We start from the raw sequence: 16,877 nt of genomic DNA on the forward strand, positions 1-16,877 counted from the left end.
AACCCGACTGCATTGGGCCGCAGTTAGGCCGAGTTGGTCCGATATCCATCGGAGTGGACGGAGAATGATCAACCATGAAGCTGCCCACGCCCCTGCACGTCCTCAACGAGGCCCTCGCCTTCCTCCTCGAACTCACCGCCCTGGCCCTCCTCGCCTGGTGGGGCTGGGCGACCCCCGGGTCCGTCCCCGCCGGCCTGCTCCTCGCCGTGGCCGCCCCCGCCGCCGCGGCCACCCTGTGGGGCCTGTTCGCCGCGCCCAAGGCCCGGATCCGCCTCCCCCTCGCCGGCATCCTCGCGGTGAAGGCCCTGGTCTACGGCGCCGCCACGGCCGCGCTGTACGTCCTGGCGGGGCCGGGCTGGGCGCTCGCCTTCGCCGTCGTGGCGGCGGTCAACACGGCACTCGCCACGGCGGAGAGACGCGCCCGGGGCGCCGGGGCGTGACGTGGCCGCCGGGGGTGTGAGGCGTCCGCCGAGGGCGTGAGCCGCCGGGGCGTGACGCGTCCGCCGGGGGCTCTCCAAGTGGCGCAACGCGTCATCCGGCCGGCCGCCGCGCTCACCCTCCTGCCCGGCTGAGCGCGCCGCGCCGGGCCCAGTGTGCCGAAGCTGGGTGCGGCCCCGGCCACCCCCACGAACGTAGGCCACCCCCACGAAAGAGAGCGCCCCATGACCGTGCCCGCCGCCCACCGCACCCCGTCCCGGCGTCGCGTCCGCCGGGCCGGAGCCCTGGCGCTCCTGCTCACGTCGGCCGCGCTCGCGACCGGCCCCGCCGCGACCACGGCGACGGCAGCGGACGGCACGGACGCCGCGCGCGGCCACGGCGCCAAGCCGACGGTGGTCCTCGTGCACGGCGCCTTCGCCGACGCCTCGGGCTGGAACGACGTCGTCGACCGGCTCCAGCACGCCGGCTACCCGGTCGTCGCCCCGCCGAACCCGCTGCGCGGCCTCGGCAACGACTCCACGTACGTCGCCAGCGTGCTCAAGAGCGTCAAGGGCCCGATCATCCTGGCCGGCCACTCCTACGGCGGCGCCGTGATCAGCGGCGCGGCGGCGGGCAACCCGAACGTCAAGGCGCTGGTCTACATCGCGGCCTTCATGCCCGACAAGGGCGAGTCACCGGCCGGTCTCTCCACCAAGTTCCCCGGCAGCGAGCTGGGCACGGCCGTCCGGCCCGTCCCGTACACCGACGCGACGGGCAGCGGCACGGACCTGTACATCCAGAACGACAAGTTCCACAGCGTGTTCGCCGCCGACCTGCCCGAGGAGCAGACCCGGGTCATGGCGACCGAGCAGCGCCCGGTGACGGCTGCGGGCTTCGCCGAGAAGGCGACGGCGGCGGCCTGGAAGACGATCCCGTCGTGGTTCCTGGTGGCAAGGCAGGACAAGGCCATCGCCCCCGACCTGGAGCGGTTCGAGGCGAAGCGGGCGAAGTCCCACACGGTCGAGATCGACTCCTCGCACGTGGCGATGATGTCCCACCCCGACGTCGTCACGCGCCTGATCGAGCAGGCCGCGGGCGCCACCTGCTGACGGCTCAGCCGAGCACGAACGGGAGCCGCGCGGCGAGCGGCCCGAGCGCGCCCCGCTCCGCCTCGGTGGGGGCGCGCCGCCCAGTGCCGACGAGCAGCGCGTCCCCGTCCGTGAAGGCGGCGGGGAACGCGGCCCCGGCGATCCGCTCCAGCGAGCCGCGCGCCGCCGCCAGCGCCTCGGCGGGCGGGGGCGGCACGGCGGGGCCCAGGTCGAGGTGGTGCAGGGTCCATTCGAGTACGTACGCGGTGAGGTAGTCGCCGGCCGTCAGCACCTCGTCCTGGGTCGCCACGAGGGCGGCGGGGTCGGCGAGCCCGGCGGCCCGGCCCGCCGCCGCCCCCACGTCGTCGAGGTGGAACCGCAGCAGCGCCGGGTCCCCGTAGGCGGCGGCGAGGCGCGGGATCAGCGCGTCGAGCGGGTCCTCGCCGGTCGGCGGCGGCACCAGCTTCCAGTACGTGTCGGCGTCCACGGTCGGCGGCCCTTCGGCCGGCGTGACCAGGGTGATCAGCACGTCCTGGGCGTCGATGACCAGATGGCAGACCAGGTCCCGCACCAGCCAGCCGGCACACCCGGAGGGACGCCCGAAGTCCTCGTCGGGAAGCCCGGCGACCGCCGAGCGCAACGCCGACCAGGAGGGCGAGAAGAGATCCACGTCGGCACCGTACGGGCGCCGGGGCGACCGGACAAGGAGGCGGCGGCCCGGGGCGCGGTCGAGCCGCGGGGACCGACCAGTCCCGGGCCGACTGGCCACCCGGCCCGGGCTCAGGCCCCCGTCGCCGCCTCCGTCTCCTTCAGTGCCGCCGCGACCGACTCCTCCCCGGCGGGCAGCAGCGGAAGCCGCACGTCCGGGGTGGGGATGCGTCCCTGGGCGTGCAGGACGCCCTTGACGACGGTCGGGTTGGGCTCGGCGAACAGCAGGGCCGACAGCCGCGCCAGGCGGTGCCCGAGCGCCCGCGCGCGGGCCACGTCACCCGCCCGCCAGGTCTCGGCCAGCTCGGCGAAGCGGGCGGTCGCCAGGTGCGCCGAGGCCAGGATCCCGCCGCTCGCGCCGAGGGCCAGCAGCGGCGAGGCGAAGACGTCGTCGCCCGCGAGCACCGCGAAGCCCGGCGGCAGGTCGCCGAGGAGCCGGACGGTGTCCTCGTCGACGCCGCCGGCCGCGTACTTGACCCCGACGACCCCGGGCAGGCTCCCGAGCGCGCGCAGGGTGCCCGCGTCCAGCGACCGGCCGGTGCGGTACGGGATGTGGTACGCGATCAGGGGCACCGGACTGTCCGCGGCGAGGCGCTCGAAGTGGGCCAGCACCCCCTCCGGCGAGGGCCGGACGAAGGCGGGCACCGTGACGAGGGCCGCGCGGGCCTCGGGCCACCGGCCGAACGCGGCGAGGTCCCGGGCGACGTCGGCCGTGGCACCCCCGGCGGCGCCGACGACGAGCTGGGCGCCCCGCTCGCGGCACACCCGCGCGCAGGTGTCGACGACGGCCCGGCGCTCGTCGGCGTCGAGCGCGCCAGCCTCGCCGGTCGTACCGAGGGCGACGAGCCCGGCGGCGCCGTCGTCGAGGACGGAGCGGGCCAGCCCCTCCAGGGCGTCGAGGTCGGGGCGGCCGTCCCGCGCGAAGGGGGTGACGAGGGGGACGTGGATGCCGTACGGGTCGAAGCCGGCCGTCGCGGACTCCGGCGCGGCGGCCGTGACGGGGGCGGTGGTGGTCTGTTCCTGTGCCATGTCGTCGAGGGTGGGCGCGGCGGACCCTCCAGGTCCAGTTCGCTTTTCCGATCCGAAACGTAAGCTGAGCTGATGCTCGATGTCCGTCGTCTGCGCCTCCTGCGCGAACTGGCCCTGCGCGGCACGATCGCCGCCGTCGCCGAGGCCCTGTCCTTCACCCCGTCCGCCGTGTCCCAGCAACTCGGCACCCTGGAGCGGGAGGCCGGGGTGCCGCTGCTCGAACGGACCGGGCGGCGGGTGCGGCTGACCCCGGCCGGGGAGCGGCTGGTCCGGCACGCCGAGGCCGTGCTCGAACACCTGGAACTGGCCTCGGCCGAGCTCGCCGAGGCGCGGGGCGGCCCGGCGGGCCCGCTGCGCATCGGCGCCTTCCCCACGGCGACCCGCACGATCCTGCCGGGCGCGCTGGGCCTGCTCGCCGCCCGGCACCCGGCGCTGGAGCCGATGGTCTCGGAGGTGGACCCGGCGGGCGCGGCGCACGCCCTGCGCGCCGGGGACCTCGACGTGGCCCTGGTCCACGGCTACGACCTGGTGCCCGCCGCGCTCGAACCGGGGCTCGCGGAGGAGCCCTTGTGCGAGGAGGCGATGTTCCTGGCCACGCGCGCGCCCGGGGCCGACGTGTCCGGGGCCGACGCGTCCGACGCCGCCGCGTCCGGGGCCGAAGTGCCGGACCCGGCGGACTCCGGGCCCGGCGGGGAGGAGCCGGGTACCGCCCCCGGGCTGTCCGTCCTCGCCCCCTGGCGGGACGCGCCGTGGATCGTGTCGTCCCCGGACACCCTCTGCCGCGCGGTGACCGAACGGGTCTGCCGGGCCGCCGGGTTCGCGCCGCGCGTACGGCACCAGGTGGACGAGTTCGCCACCGTGCTGGCCTTCGTGGCGGCCGGGCAGGGCGTGGCCGTCGTCCCTCGGCTGGGGGCGCTCGAACCCCCGTCGGGCGTCCGCCTCACACCGCTCCCGGTGCGCCGCCGCACCCGGATCGCGTTCCGGGGCGGCGCGGGCCCGCACCCGGCGGTCGCCGCCCTGATCCGCGCGCTGCGCGACTCCGTACCGCCGGTGCTGGGCGGCACGCCCGGGGGCGGGGAGGGGAAGCCGGACGGCGTGGCCGGGTGACGGACCCCGGCACCTGGCACCCGGCACGCGGCACTCGGACATCGGCACGCGGACATCGGTATGTGGGCCGCCCCCGGCCCCCGGGTCAGCGCGGGACGACCACGACCGCGTTGCCGACCCTGCACTCGGTGGGCGCCGCCGCCTGCCGGCTGTCCATCGGACGGTTGTAGAGAGTGCCCTTGACGAGGAGCTTGGTGTCGCCGCCGGAGCCGAGGCTCAGGGCGTCCCTCGCGCCGAGCCACTTCAAGACGGCCGCGGCCTCGGGCACGGTGACGCCGACGCTGGTCTGCGGCAGCCGGCCGTCGATGGTCACGAGCAGCAGTTCCCCGGTCGCGGTGACCCCGGCGAGGGTGCGCGGGTGACGCTGCGCGATGCCGCTGGTGACGACGTTCGTGTCGGGGTCGAACGTCCCGTTCGCGTCGGCGTTGCTCATGATCTCGCCGTCGCGGACCAGGGCGGGCCCGCCGCCCGCGACGGCGGACAGGGCGGAGCCGCTGACGACCGCGCCCCGGGAGTCCGTGATCGTGGTGCCGGGCTTGAACGCCTTGTTCGACTCGCTGTGGGCGCGCAGCCACTGCGCACCGGCGCCGATCCCCTGGAGGACGCGTCCGCCCGCGGGGACGGGTCCGCCGGCGGGGCTGCGGAGCCCGGTGACGACCCAGTTGCCGTCCATGAGCACGTCCACGCTGTCGCCCGTCGGCTGGGAGGGCGTGGCGGCGCCCCACTCCGGGCGGAACACCACGATCTCGTCGGGGTCCAAGCACAGGATGTCGCGCACCGGCCGCGGTTCCGCGGCGAGTTCGCCGGCGGCGTTGCGGCGCCGGTCGTCGCCGACCCCGCCGCAGCCCACGTTGCGTCCCGGCACGCGGTTGATGCCGTCGACCACCTGGGAGGCACCGTCGTGCCCGGTCGCCTGGGTGCGCGTGGCGATCTCGTCGACCCGCACCCGGGCCCCGGCGCCCTCCAGGATCAGGGCGGTGCGCCCGTTGTCGGCCTCGCTGAGGATATGGCCCGGACCCGCGGGGAGCGCGACCGAGTCCACCCGGCCGACGAAGCCCTTCGCCAGCAGGTCGGCGACCACCGCGTCGGCGTTCTCCTTCCGGCCCGCCGTCCAGGTGGCGGGCTGCCTGATCAACTCCCCGCGCGCATCCTACGAAGCCACCGCGACATGACCACGTCACCCCGCCCGGTAAAGGAACGGTCGAAACATGACGGCTCCTCAGCGCTGCGGCGCGCGCAAAGCCGCAGGTCAGACGAGTACGTCGGACCTCCGACCCCCGCCGGCCGGGACCTTGGTCCCGCGCGGCGGGCCGTCCGCGTGGGGTACGGTCAAGGGGTCGCCGCGCGGTGGACGTCCTGGACTCCCGCGCCGCACCCGCTGTGCGGTGGGCGACGGGCATATCGGTGCGAGGCGAGGAGGTGTTCGGGATGAGTCCCGAAGGAAGTCCTCGCCGCACCCTGCCGGCCGGCTGACCCCGACACGTCCGTGTCACCGGGGGCCCCGCCGCGCCCGGCCCGTACCGGCGATTCTCCGGCGCCGTCTCTTCGCCGCGCCGTTCCGTACGTGACCTCCTGACGAACGTGCGCGCCCGCGCACGCCTCCGTCCGGCGAGCCGGCACCCGATCCGGTCCCCCGCGCCGACGCGCGCCGGACCGCTAGCCGCCGACACGACCGGCCGAACCTCCGTCAGGTACGCGTACCCACCCCCTCTCACTCATCGATCATTCCGCCGCGCGGACGCTCCAAGGAGCCCGCGTGCGCACGACCGCTCCGTGATCCGGTGCGCGCTCCGGCGTGCCCGGAATCGCCGAGGGAGGATTCGTCATGACCCTGCTCACCCCCCAGAAGCTCGCTCCGCCGGGCCGGGGCACCCGTACCCGCCGCGAGCGCAAGGCGGCCGAGCTGGAGGCCCGTACCCGCCGGGTCGCCGCCCGGCTCGTCGAGATCGCCGGACACCCGGGCGACCGGGTCCTGCGGGAGTTCGCCGCAACCCGCAGCGGACTCACCCGGGCCGAGGCCGCCGCGCGCCTGGAGCGCCACGGCCCGAACACCGTCGCCCAGGAACGCGCGCCGCGCTGGTACGTCCAGCTCGCGAAGGCGTACGCGAACCCCTTCATCGCCGTACTCGTCTTCCTCGCCGCCGTCATGTTCTGGCAGGACCCCGCCGACCCGGGTGTCGTCATCCTGTCGGTGATGGTGCTGGTCAGCGGCCTGCTGCGGTTCTGGCAGGAGTACCGCTCCGGCCGGGCGGCGGACGCGCTGGCCCGGCTCGTCACGACGACCACCGCCGTCGTGCGCAGGGCCGGGCGCAGCAGCCTGCCGACACCCTGCGAGGTCGGCATGGAGCGGGTCGTCCCGGGCGATCTCGTACGGCTGGCCGCCGGAGACCTGGTCCCGGCCGATCTGCGGCTCGTCGCGTCCAAGGACCTGATGGTCTCCCAGGCCGCCCTGTCGGGCGAGTCGTTGCCCGTCGCCAAGGACGACATCCGGGGCGTGGACCACGGCCGTCCGGAGGTGACCGACCCGGTGGAGGCCGGGAACCTGTGCCTGATGGGCACGTCGGTGACGTCCGGGACGGCGACCGGTGTCGTCGTCGCGACCGGCTCCGACAGCTACTTCGGCTCGATGGCGGGCTCGCTCGTCGGCGAGCGCCCGCAGACCAACTTCGACGACGGCGTGCGCCGGGTCAGCTTCCTGCTGCTGCGCTTCATGCTGGTGATGGTGCCGGTCGTGTTCGCGATCAACGGGCTGACCAAGGGCGACTGGAACGAGGCGTTCCTCTTCGCCGTGGCCGTCGCCGTGGGTCTGACACCCGAGATGCTGCCGATGGTCGTCTCCGCCAACCTGGCCCGGGGCGCGGTCGCGTTGGCGAAGCGGAAGGTCGTCGTCAAGCGGCTCGACGCGATCCAGAACCTGGGCGCGATGGACGTGCTGTGCACGGACAAGACCGGCACGCTGACCGAGGACCGGATCGTCCTCGACCGCTACCTGGACGTGCGCGGGGACGAGGACCGGGAGGTCCTGGAGTACGGCTACCTCAACGCGCACTTCCAGACCGGGCTGCGGAACCTGATGGACGGGGCGATCGTCGCCCGGGTGGGCGAGGCCGAGGAGGTTGTCGTCGACGCGCGGTTCACGCTGGTCGACGAGATCCCCTTCGACTTCGCGCGGCGCCGCATGTCCGTGGTCCTGAACCGCAACGGGCTCCTCGGAGCGGACCTCGGGCGCCCCGAGCACGTCATGATCACCAAGGGCGCGGTCGAGGAGGTGCTGGCCCGGTGCGCCTGGGTGCGGGACCGGGGCGAGACCGTCGCGCTCACCGAGCCGCTGCGCCAGGACGTGGCCCGGGTGGCGGAGGAGCACAACCGGCAGGGGCTGCGCGTGCTCGCGGTGGCCACCCGCACGCTGCGGGAGCCGCGCGACACCTACGGCGTGGCCGACGAGTCGGAGCTCACGCTGATCGGTTTCCTCGCCTTCCTCGACCCGCCCAAGGCCGACGCGGCCCAGGCGCTGCGGGCGCTCGCCGACAAGGGCGTCACGGTGAAGGTCGTCACCGGCGACAACGAGCTGGTCGCCGCGCGGGTCTGCGCGGACGTCGGCCTGGACGTGGGCACGGTCGTCACGGGCGCCGCGCTGGACGGCCTGGACGAGGCGGAGCTTCGCGAACTGAGCGCCCGTACCAGCGTGTTCGCGAAGGTCAACCCCGTAGAGAAGGCGCGGATCGTGCGCGCGCTCCAGGCGGAGGGCCACACGGTCGGCTTCCTCGGCGACGGCATCAACGACGCCGCCGCGCTCCGGGACTCCGACGTCGGCATCTCGGTGGACTCGGCGGTGGACATCGCCAAGGAGTCGGCCGACATCATCCTCCTGGAGAAGGACCTCACCGTCCTCGAACAGGGCGTGGTGCAAGGGCGGACGACGTTCGGCAACACCATCAAGTACATCAAGATGACGGCGTCGTCGAACTTCGGGAACGTCTTCTCGGTCCTCGTCGCCAGCGCGTTCCTCCCGTTCCAGCCGATGCTGGCCGTGATGCTGCTCGTGCAGAACCTGGTGTACGACATCGCCCAGTTGGCGACGCCGTGGGACCGCATGGACGAGGAGTACCTGCGGAAGCCTCGCAACTGGGACGCCAAGGGGATCGGCCGGTTCATGCTGACCATCGGGCCGATCAGCTCGGTGTTCGACATCGCGATGTTCCTGGTGATGTGGCACGTGTTCGCCGCCAACACCCCGGCGGAGCAGGCCCTGTTCCAGTCCGGCTGGTTCGTGGAGGGACTGCTGTCGCAGACTCTGATCGTCCACATGATCCGCACTCGCAAGATCCCGTTCCTCCGCAGCCGGGCCTCCTGGCCGGTGATGGTGATGACGGCCCTGGCGGTCCTGACCGGCCTCTACCTGCCGTTCTCACCGCTCGCGGACAGCCTGGGCCTCGTGGCCCTGCCGGCCGCGTACTTCCCGTGGCTGATCGGCATCCTGCTCGCCTACTGCGCCCTGACGCAGGCGGTGAAGACGCTCTACATCCGCCGCTTCGGGACCTGGCTGTAGCGGAAGCGGCGCCCTCAGGGCCATGCCCTGGGGGCACCTGAGGACGGATGACGAGAAAGAATCCCCGGACGGCGGCATACATGGCAGGCTGTTGGTCATGGGCATGGCCGTGAGCGGTAGTGCGCGAGCAGGGGGCGGCGCCGCCGGCCGGGGGAGCGCGTGGACGTCTCGACGCTGATCCTCCTGGGGGCGGCGGGCGGGCTGCTGCGCGGGGCGCTGGACGTGTACACGCGGTTCGTCTCCTGGCAGGAGGACCGCCGCGCACACCGGCAATCCGCGGCGCCAGGGACCGCGTCCGGCGAACCCCCAAGGTTTCCCGCCTACTTCGACCCCGTCGTCGACGCCGTCGCGGCCGTCGTGCACGGGGTGATGGGGGCCGGGGCGGCGGTCCTGTTCGGGACCACGGGCCAGATCAGCGGCGGGTACGCCGCCCTGGTGGTCGGCATCTCGGCCCCGATGCTCCTCACCCAACTGGGCCGCGTGCAGACGGTGAACGAGGCCGTCACCGGCGAACGGCAGCCGGCCGAACCGGTCCCGGAGCCCGCGGCACCGCAAGCGGCGTCACCCGTGGCCACCGCGCCGCCGGCCGTGGCCACGCCCTCACCGCCGCCGGCTCCGTCGCCCTCTCCCTCGCCCCCGGCCTCACCCTCAGCCTCAGCCTCAGCCGATCAGGGTCCGGATCCGGCCGGCCGGGAACGGGCAGTCCGGCCCGGCGCCCCGCCGGGAGCGCCGCACTCCCCCACCGCCCCACCGCGCGCGGCGCACCGGCAGGCCGTGACGGATTCCCACACCCCGGATCCCGCGCCACGATGGCGGCAGGGGCGCGCGCTCGGGGAGGAGGCGCCGTGAGGAGCTTTCCGCACCTGCTGACCGAGGACCGTCCCGACTACGAGCGGATCCTCGACGAGGTGCTGCGCACCGCCCACGAACGCCCGGAACTGCCGGCCCTCGGCGAACGGCCCGAAGCCGCGCGGTTGCGCACGCAGGCCATCACCGCCTCCGGCGTCATCGCCGCGGCAGCGGCCGTCGAGTACGACCACTACGTGCGCGTCCGTGAGGCGCATCGCGGCTCCCCCGCCCCGTCCGCTCCCGCCGCGCGGGTCCCGCCCGCGCCCGGCCGCGGTTTCGCAGCCGCCGTGCTGGGGGGCGGGCGCCCGGCGAGCAGCGAGGTCGCCCCCGCGCGCTGGGCCCGGATGTCCTTCGGCCGCCGCCTGCTCGCGACGCTGCTCGGGCTCCACGTACGCCCGGAAACGCCGAAGGCGCCGAGAGCTCCGCGAGCGCAAAGGGTTCCGGGGCTGACGGAGCCGCGTGCGTACCCTCTCACGCCCCGCGAAGCCCCTGACGGGACGCGGTCCGGGGCGGGCCTCCCGGCTGTCGTCGCCGTCCTCGCTCCCGCGTTCGCGGGGGCCGCCGCGCTGATCTCCCTGCTGGTCGGCTACGTCCTCGCGGTGCTCGACCCTCGGTCGTCCCTGGCGAGCGCCCTGGTGCAGGCGGGCTGGTGGTTCGCGGCGGTCGCCGGGGCGGTCGCCCTCGTCGCCGTGGTCGGCCTCGTCGTCACCGCCGTGCGCGCGGGACCGCCGTCACCGGTGCCCGAGCGGGCCGACGTGGCCGAGGCCCGGGAAGCCTGGCGGAACGCGCTGGTGGAACGCGGCATCGTTCCCTTCCTGCGCGTAGCGCTCGACACGGATACCTCCACCGGCGGCACCGGTCCCGTTCCAGACCCCGATACCCATTTCACGCAGCTCTGGTCCGCCCACTCGCTCAACCGACTCTCGGCCCTCGGCTACCCCAGGCCGAATTTCGCGAGCCCCGACTTCACCGCTCCCGACCCCGAGGGATCGGGAGCCCCGCCCGAAATGACCCGCCCGCCCCAGGACCCCACATGACGCACCCCATCCGCCCGCTCCGCCCGCTCCTAACCGGCCTCGGCCGCAATCCCGAGGCCCCCGAGGACGTACTGATGCGGCTGGCCGCGCACCCGGACGGGCGGGACGGCATCCTCCGGCGGACCGGGGTGGTCCCCGACGCCGTGGTGGAGGCCGTGCTGCGCCGTGATCCCGACGCGGCCGTCAGGCTCCGGGGCTCGCGGATCTCCCCCGCGATGCGCCGCGTGATCGCCGGCCATCCCGATCCGGCGGTACGGGACGCCTTCCCTCGGCTCATCCGCTCCATGGTCGCCCAGGGCGTCGTGCTCACGAGTCTCGAAGGCATGGAGGAGGCGTACGGGCGCCCCCGCGCCGAACTCGCCGCCGACCGGGATCCGGCGGTCCGCAGAGCTATCGCCCAGCTCTGGCGCGACCGGCCCCTGGCCGTACAGCGCGCCCTGCTCACCGACCCGGAAGCGAAGGTCCGCAACACCACCGTCGTCTTCAGTCCACCCGGCGGCATCCCCGCCGACCTGGTCGAACCCTGTCTCACCGACCCCGCCACACAGTGCGCCGCAGCGGGCACGGTGCCGCTGACGGAGGCGTGGTTCGCGCGCCTCGTCACCCGCGGTGACACGCACGTCCGCCGCGCAGTGGCCCGCAATCCGCACCTCACCCCCGGCATGGTCGCCCGGCTCGCAGACGCCACGGATGCCACGCACGCCACGGACGCCACGGACGCCCACGTGCGGATGGCGGTCGCGCGCAGCCGGCACACCGACGCCGAGACGAGGGCGCGGCTGTACGCGCTCGTGGAAGCCGAAATGGACTCCGGCGACGGCACGGCGCGCGCGGCGTACCACTGGGACTGCGGCTCGACCGCGTGGCTGCGGGAGCTGCCGCTCGACGAGCGGCTGACGTATCTGGAGTGCCCGCACGCGGACTTCCGGCGGGAGCTCGCGTCCTGCGCCGATCTGCCCGAGGCGGCGTGGCGCCGCCTGGACGCCGACCGGGACGTTCTCGTCCGGCGGGCCGCCGCCCGCCGACCGGACGCTCCGCCGGAGGTCCTGGAGCGGCTGGTGCGCGAGCACGGCGAGGCGTCGCACCTCCGGCCGCTGATCGTCGAGCACCCGCGCTTCCCCACGGACCGGATCCGCCGCCTGGCGGACGCCGCCGATCCGCACGCCCGGGCCGTGGCGCTGGCGGACCCGGAGCTGCCGCCCGCCGTCCTCGAACGACTCGCGGCCGACCCCGACGACTCCGTACGCGCGGCGGCGGCTGGACACCCGGGCGCGGGCCCGGCCCTGCTGGAGCGGCTCCTGTCGGACCCGGACGACCGGGCGCGGGAGGAGGCCGCCGCCCATCCGGCCCTGCCGTCCGCGCGGATGACCGGCATCCTCGATTCCGCGGACTGCGCCGCCCGCTGACCCGCCGGACCGAAAGGGCCGGGCAGGGGCCAGCAAGGCCAGGCGGGGAGGTGGGTGGACCGGCAGGGGCTGCGGAAAAGCTCAGTCCTGCCGGGGCTTGGCGGCCTTCGCGGCCTTCTCCGCCTTCTCGGCGTGGAGCTCCTTGATGCGGACGGTCTCCTTGCGAACGTCGGCCTGGGTGGCGCGCTCCTTCTGGAGCCACTCCGGGTTCTCGTCCTTGATCGCGTCGATCTGCTCGGTGGTGAGGGGCTCCGTGATGCCGCCCCGGGCCAGGCCGGAGATGGAGATGCCCAGCTTCGCCGCCACGACGGGGCGCGGGTGCGGTCCGGTGCGGCGCAGCTCGCGCAGCCACTCCGGCGGGTCGGTCTGGAGGGCGTTGAGCTCGGCGCGGGAAACGACGCCCTCGCGGAAGTCGGCGGGGGTGGCGTCGAGGTACACACCCAGCTTCTTCGCCGCGGTGGCGGGCTTCATCGTCTGGGCGGTCTGGTGCTGCGTCATGCGGACAAGAATATCGGGCGGGTGCGCCTTCGCCGACCACGGCCGGTAATCTGGGCAGGTGACAGGCTCGGACGCATCCCCCACCCCCGCCCCCTCGGCTTCCGCCGTTTCCCCGGCTTCCCCCGCCTTCCGGCTGGCGTACGTGCCGGGGGTGACGCCCTCGAAGTGGGTGCGGATCTGGAACGAGCGGCTGCCCGACGTCCCGCTGGAGCTCGTGCAGGTCGAGGCGGCCGAGGCGGAGGGCCTGCTGCGTGAGCGGAAGGCGGACGCGGGCTTCCTGCGGCTTCCGGTCGACCGTACGGAACTGAGCGCCATCCCCCTCTACGTCGAGACGACCGTGATCGTGGTCCCCAAGGACCACGTCGTGGCGGCGGCGGAAGAGGTGGCGGTCGAGGACATCGCCGACGAGATCCTGCTGCACCCGCTGGACGACACCCTCGACTGGGAGACGCCCCCGGGCCGTCCCGCGTTCGAGCGCCCGGCGACCACGGCGGACGCGATCGAGCTGGTGGCGGCGGGGATCGGCCTGCTCGCCGTGCCCCAGTCGCTGGCGCGCCTCCACCACCGCAAGGACCTCACGTACCGGACGCTGACCGGCACCCCTCAGTCGCAGATCGCGCTGTCGTGGCCGGAGGACGCCACCACGGAGCTGGTGGAGGACTTCATCGGCATCGTGCGCGGCCGTACGGTGAACAGCTCGCGCGGCCGTCGCCCGGAGGAGCAGGACCGCAAGCCCGGCACGGCGGCGAAGCCCCAGCAGGGCCGGCGGCAGGGAGCCGGGCAGAAGCAGGGCGGCGGGCAGAAGCCCCAGGGCGCGGGCGGCCGACGCAAGCCGGCCGGGGGCGCGGCCCCCAAGAGCGGACGCTCCGGGAAGCCGCGCCGCCGGTCGTAGGCGCGTCGGCCGTAGGCACGCCCTTCGGTAGGCGCGCCGGTCTCGACCCCGCCCATGTCGGCCTGTCGGCCGCCGATGTCGGCCGTCGGGCGTCAGACGGCGGACCAGCCGCCGTCCACGGGCAGCACGGCCCCGTTGATGTTGCCCGCCGCGTCGGAGGCGAGGAAGAGGATCGCCTCCGCCTGGGTCTCGGCCGCGGCGGGCTCCCCGACGTTCCCCATGTAGGCGCCGAGGGCCCGCGGCCCGGCCGCCTCGGGGTCGAGGTCGACCCGGATGCTGGTGAGGGTGCCGCCGGGGGCGATCGCGTTGGTACGGATGCCCCGGTGCCGGTAGGTCACGGCGAGCGACTTGGTGAGGCCGACGACGCCGTGCTTGGCGGCGGTGTAGGCGGCACCGGCCGCGGAGCCGCGCAGCCCCGCCTCGGAGGCGGTGAACACGATGGCGCCCCCTTGCCGGCCGCCAGCATGTGCGGCACGACGGCCCGGGTCAGCAGGAACGGCGCCGTGAGGTTGATCCGCAGCAGGCGCTCCCACTCCGCGTCGGAGACATCGGCGACGGCGGACATGCTGTCCATGATCCCGGCGTTGTTGACGAGCACGTCGATGGTGCCGTCCGGTCCCCCGGCGTCGAGGGCGGTGGCGACCAGCCGGTCGACGACCGCCTGCTCGCTGAGGTCGCCGACGACGGCGACGGCGGTGCCGCCGGCCTCCTCGATCAGCGCGGTGACCTGGGCGGCGGCGTCGCCGTTCAGATCGGCGACGAGGACCCGGGCGCCGCGGGCGGCGAAGGCGAGGGCGGTGGCGCGGCCGATGCCGGAGCCGGCCCCGGTGACGACGGCGGTACGGCCGGCGAAGTCCTGGGGGTGGGTCATGAGGGGGGTTCTCCGTTCCGGGTGCGTGTGCTGCTGGTGCTGATGGTGCGGCGTGTGCTGCTCGTACTGCTGGTGGCGCTCGGGTCGTCCTGGTCGCTCGTGGCGCCGCTCAGGCCGTGGTCGCGTCCGCCGCCGGGGCGGGGCGCGGCTCGGCGACGGGGGCGGCTGCCGGGCGTACGGGGATGAGGGCGGCCACGGCCGAGGCGGCGAGGGCCACGCCGCCGCCGATCAGGAGCGCGATGCGGAAGCCGCTCTCGGACGGCAGCGCGTGGCCGCCGAAGTCCGTGGTGAGCTGGGCGAGGACGACACCGATGACCGCGGCCGACACCGAACTGCCGATGGACCGCATCAGGGTGTTGAAGCTGTTGGCGGAGGCCGTCTCGGCCTGCGGGACGGCTCCCATGATGAGGGCGGGCATGGCTCCGTACGCGAGACCGACACCCGTGTTGCAGATGAGGGTGACGATGAGCAGGCCCCAGGTGGTGCCCATGAGGAGCAGCGAGGAGAGGTAGCCGACGGCGATCACGAAGCTGCCGACGGAGAGGGTGACCTTGGGGCCGCGGGCGGCGGAGAGCTTGGCGCCGAGCGGGGCGAGGACCATCATCATGAGGCCCGCCGGGGCCATCCACAGGCCCATGGCCATCATCGACTGCCCCAGACCGTAACCGGTCGCCTCGGGCAACTGCAGGAGCTGCGGAACGACGAGCGACTGCGCGTACATGGCGAAGCCGACGAGGATCGAGGCGGCGTTGGTCATGAGGACCTGCGGCCGGGCGGTGACGCGGAGGTCGACGAGCGGGTCGCGGGTGCGCAGCTCCCACCAGCCCCAGGCGAGCAGGACCACGGCCGAGGTGCCGAACAGGCCGAGCGTGGTGGCGCTGCCCCAGCCCCAGACGGAGCCCTTGGAGACGGCGAGCAGCAGGGCGACGAGCCCGCCGCCGAGCCCGAGGGCACCAGGCAGGTCGAAGCGTCCGGCGGCGGGGGCGACGTTGCCGGCCGGGGCGACCAGCCAGACGAGGACGCCGACGACGAGGCTGAGGGCGGCGGCGACCCAGAACAGCACGCGCCAGCTCGCGTGCTCGGCGACGGCGGCGGAGAAGGGCAGGCCGAGGGCGCCGCCGACGCCCATGGAGGCGCTCATGAGGGCGATCGAGGAGCCGAGCCGCTCGGGCGGCAGGACGTCCCGGAGCAGGCTGATGCCGAGCGGTACGACGCCCATGCCGAGGCCCTGGAGTCCGCGTCCGACGACCATCGGGACGACGGAGCCGGACAGGGCGCAGACGACGGAGCCCGCGATGAGCGGGACGGTCGAGGCGAGGAGCAGGCGCCGCTTGCCGTACATGTCGCCGAGGCGGCCGGCGACGGGGGTGGCGACGGCGGCGGCGAGCAGGGTGGCGGTGATCACCCAGGAGGCGTCGGAGGGGCTGGTGTGGAGCAGCGCCGGCAGGTCGCCGATGAGGGGGACGACGAGCGTCTGCATGAGCGCGGCGACGATGCCGGCCAGGGCGAGCACGCCGACGATGCCGCCGGCGCCTCCGGTGCGGGCGGCTGGGGTGGGGGCGGACATGGGTCTCTCCTCGGTCGGCGTGTGCCGTTCGCCGGGCGCCTGGCGGCGTTCGGGCGATGCGCAGGGGATGGGGCATTGTGCAACGTACACACGTTATGCATCATGCACAAGCAATGCAGCCTGCATATGCTGTGTGATACGCCCCCGGCCCGATCCGCACCGCGCGCCCCCGCCCGCAAGCCCACCGCCCAGCCCCGCCAAGCCCCGCCACATCGCCGTGACAGGACCCCGATGAACGACGAGACCAACGCGTCAAACGCGTCGAACGAGACCGACGAGACCGGCGCGCCCGACGAGACCGACCAGGTCGGCCCTGTCGACCAGGTCGGCCCGACCGGCCCTACCAGCTCTGCCGGCCCGGCGGCCAAGCCGACCCACCTGGTCGAGTTCGAGACCATGCTCCTCGGGCGTCACTCCCACCTCAGCACGCCCCGCCCCCGGGCCTCCGGGTGGCACCTCGACCGCAGCGCGTACGTCCTGCTCAGCCGGATCCGCATGGACGGTCCCCTGTCGATCAGCCAGCTCACGGACGCCTTCGGGCTGGACGCCTCCACGCTCAACCGCCAGACCGCCGCGATGCTCCGCGCCGGTGTCGTCGAGCGCATCCCGGACCCGGACGGCGGCATCGCCCGCAAGTTCCGCATCACCGAGGAGGGCGAACGGCGCCTCGACGCCGACCGCACCTTCAACATCCAGGGGCTGGAGCGGGTCCTGGAACACTGGACCCCCGAGGAGGTGGCCGACTTCGCCACCGCCCTCCAGCGCTTCAACCGGGACATCGAACGCCTCGACGGGCGCCCCTGGCCCCGCCCCTGAGACCACGGGAGCGGGCGGTGGTGGGCGAGGTGGGCGGTGTGGC

The 16,877-nt window shown here is 74.6% G+C and carries 14 protein-coding genes and 1 pseudogene; 9 read left to right on the forward strand and 6 right to left on the reverse strand.

What is annotated here, in order from left to right; all coding sequences use genetic code 11:
* Positions 1-74 precede the first annotated feature (74 nt).
* Positions 75-440: a YrdB family protein gene (locus AB0C99_RS31250; RefSeq protein ID WP_362482286.1), complete on the forward strand. Its 366-nt coding sequence runs from the start codon at positions 75-77 to the stop codon at positions 438-440.
* 222 nt (positions 441-662) lie between these two features.
* Positions 663-1,526 carry an alpha/beta hydrolase gene (locus AB0C99_RS31255; protein WP_362482289.1) on the forward strand — a complete coding sequence of 288 codons (864 nt, stop codon included), beginning with the start codon at positions 663-665 and terminating at the stop codon, positions 1,524-1,526.
* 4 nt (positions 1,527-1,530) lie between these two features.
* On the opposite strand, the gene AB0C99_RS31260 is transcribed toward AB0C99_RS31255, so the two are convergent.
* Together AB0C99_RS31260 and AB0C99_RS31265 are read right to left on the reverse strand one after the other, a co-directional pair.
* A complete protein-coding gene (locus AB0C99_RS31260; protein ID WP_362482292.1) occupies positions 1,531-2,175 on the reverse strand; it encodes a maleylpyruvate isomerase N-terminal domain-containing protein in 645 nt (214 codons plus the stop codon).
* 110 nt (positions 2,176-2,285) lie between these two features.
* Positions 2,286-3,242: a dihydrodipicolinate synthase family protein gene (locus tag AB0C99_RS31265; RefSeq protein WP_362482295.1), complete on the reverse strand. Its 957-nt coding sequence runs from the start codon at positions 3,240-3,242 to the stop codon at positions 2,286-2,288.
* A 72-nt stretch (positions 3,243-3,314) separates the two neighbouring features.
* Between AB0C99_RS31265 and AB0C99_RS31270 the strand changes: the two genes are divergently transcribed.
* A complete protein-coding gene (locus AB0C99_RS31270) occupies positions 3,315-4,349 on the forward strand; it encodes a LysR substrate-binding domain-containing protein (protein ID WP_362482298.1) in 1,035 nt (344 codons plus the stop codon).
* Positions 4,350-4,434: 85 nt separating this feature from the next.
* Here AB0C99_RS31270 and AB0C99_RS31275 read toward each other — a convergent pair whose 3' ends face one another.
* Entirely contained in the window at positions 4,435-5,484 is a 1,050-nt protein-coding gene (locus AB0C99_RS31275; RefSeq protein ID WP_362482301.1) for a phosphodiester glycosidase family protein, read from the reverse strand.
* Positions 5,485-6,174: 690 nt separating this feature from the next.
* Here AB0C99_RS31275 and mgtA point away from each other — a divergent pair.
* From mgtA to AB0C99_RS31295, 4 genes are all read left to right on the forward strand, one after another.
* Entirely contained in the window at positions 6,175-8,898 is a 2,724-nt protein-coding gene (gene mgtA / locus AB0C99_RS31280; protein ID WP_362482304.1) for a magnesium-translocating P-type ATPase, read from the forward strand.
* 159 nt (positions 8,899-9,057) lie between these two features.
* Complete coding sequence (locus tag AB0C99_RS31285) at positions 9,058-9,747, forward strand: hypothetical protein (protein ID WP_362482306.1); 690 nt, start codon at positions 9,058-9,060, stop codon at positions 9,745-9,747.
* Positions 9,744-10,784 carry a hypothetical protein gene (locus tag AB0C99_RS31290; RefSeq protein WP_362482309.1) on the forward strand — a complete coding sequence of 347 codons (1,041 nt, stop codon included), beginning with the start codon at positions 9,744-9,746 and terminating at the stop codon, positions 10,782-10,784. The genes AB0C99_RS31285 and AB0C99_RS31290 overlap by 4 nt, the downstream gene beginning before the upstream one ends.
* The gene (locus AB0C99_RS31295) at positions 10,781-12,190 is read left to right on the forward strand and encodes a hypothetical protein (protein WP_362482311.1); all 1,410 of its coding nucleotides are present in this window, start codon (positions 10,781-10,783) and stop codon (positions 12,188-12,190) included. The genes AB0C99_RS31290 and AB0C99_RS31295 overlap by 4 nt, the downstream gene beginning before the upstream one ends.
* A gap of 81 nt (positions 12,191-12,271) precedes the next feature.
* Here the strand turns inward: AB0C99_RS31295 and AB0C99_RS31300 are convergent, their stop codons facing one another.
* Positions 12,272-12,688: a DUF5997 family protein gene (locus AB0C99_RS31300; RefSeq protein ID WP_362482313.1), complete on the reverse strand. Its 417-nt coding sequence runs from the start codon at positions 12,686-12,688 to the stop codon at positions 12,272-12,274.
* Positions 12,689-12,746: 58 nt separating this feature from the next.
* On the opposite strand from AB0C99_RS31300, the gene AB0C99_RS31305 reads away from it, so the two are divergent.
* Positions 12,747-13,580, forward strand: coding sequence for a LysR family transcriptional regulator substrate-binding protein (locus AB0C99_RS31305; protein ID WP_362482316.1), 834 nt, complete (start codon positions 12,747-12,749; stop codon positions 13,578-13,580).
* Positions 13,581-13,672: 92 nt separating this feature from the next.
* Here the strand turns inward: AB0C99_RS31305 and AB0C99_RS31310 are convergent.
* Both AB0C99_RS31310 and AB0C99_RS31315 read right to left on the reverse strand, forming a co-directional pair.
* A pseudogene (locus AB0C99_RS31310) lies at positions 13,673-14,451 on the reverse strand (SDR family NAD(P)-dependent oxidoreductase).
* A 109-nt stretch (positions 14,452-14,560) separates the two neighbouring features.
* Positions 14,561-16,018, reverse strand: a complete 1,458-nt coding sequence (locus AB0C99_RS31315; RefSeq protein WP_362482319.1) for an MFS transporter — start codon at positions 16,016-16,018, stop codon at positions 14,561-14,563.
* Between the two features lie 396 nt (positions 16,019-16,414).
* Here AB0C99_RS31315 and AB0C99_RS31320 point away from each other — a divergent pair, with 396 nt between their 5' ends.
* Positions 16,415-16,834: a MarR family transcriptional regulator gene (locus tag AB0C99_RS31320; protein WP_362482389.1), complete on the forward strand. Its 420-nt coding sequence runs from the start codon at positions 16,415-16,417 to the stop codon at positions 16,832-16,834.
* The last annotated feature ends 43 nt before the right edge of the window (positions 16,835-16,877 follow it).

The sequence above is a fragment of the Streptomyces sp. NPDC048659 genome (assembly GCF_040650575.1).
In the GTDB taxonomy this organism is placed as follows: Bacteria; Actinomycetota; Actinomycetes; order Streptomycetales; family Streptomycetaceae; genus Streptomyces.